The 238-nt window shown below is 52.1% G+C and carries 1 pseudogene; it reads right to left on the bottom strand.

Features of this window, described 5'->3' with window-relative positions:
- Window positions 1-238 (bottom strand): annotated as a pseudogene (locus DMA14_RS00035) (collagen-like protein); the annotation flags it as partial.

Below are 238 nucleotides of genomic sequence, written 5' to 3'. Positions count from 1 at the left end.
ACCGTCTTTCCCATCAATTCCGTCCTTTCCGTCAGCGCCTGCAATTCCTTGAGGTCCAGCTGCGCCGTCTTTACCGTCGATTCCGTTTAGACCATCTTTCCCATCAATTCCGTCTTTTCCGTCAACACCTGCAATTCCTTGTGGTCCAGCTGCTCCGTCTTTACCGTCGATTCCGTTTAGACCGTCTTTTCCATCAATACCGTCCTTTCCGTCAGCGCCTGCAATTCCTTGCGGTCCA

The sequence above is a fragment of the Flavobacterium sharifuzzamanii genome (assembly GCF_003254585.1).
Lineage (GTDB): Bacteria > Bacteroidota > Bacteroidia > Flavobacteriales > Flavobacteriaceae > Flavobacterium > Flavobacterium sharifuzzamanii.
Note: the sequence above shows the minus strand (reverse complement) of the source record. Positions and strands in the feature narration are given on the sequence as shown.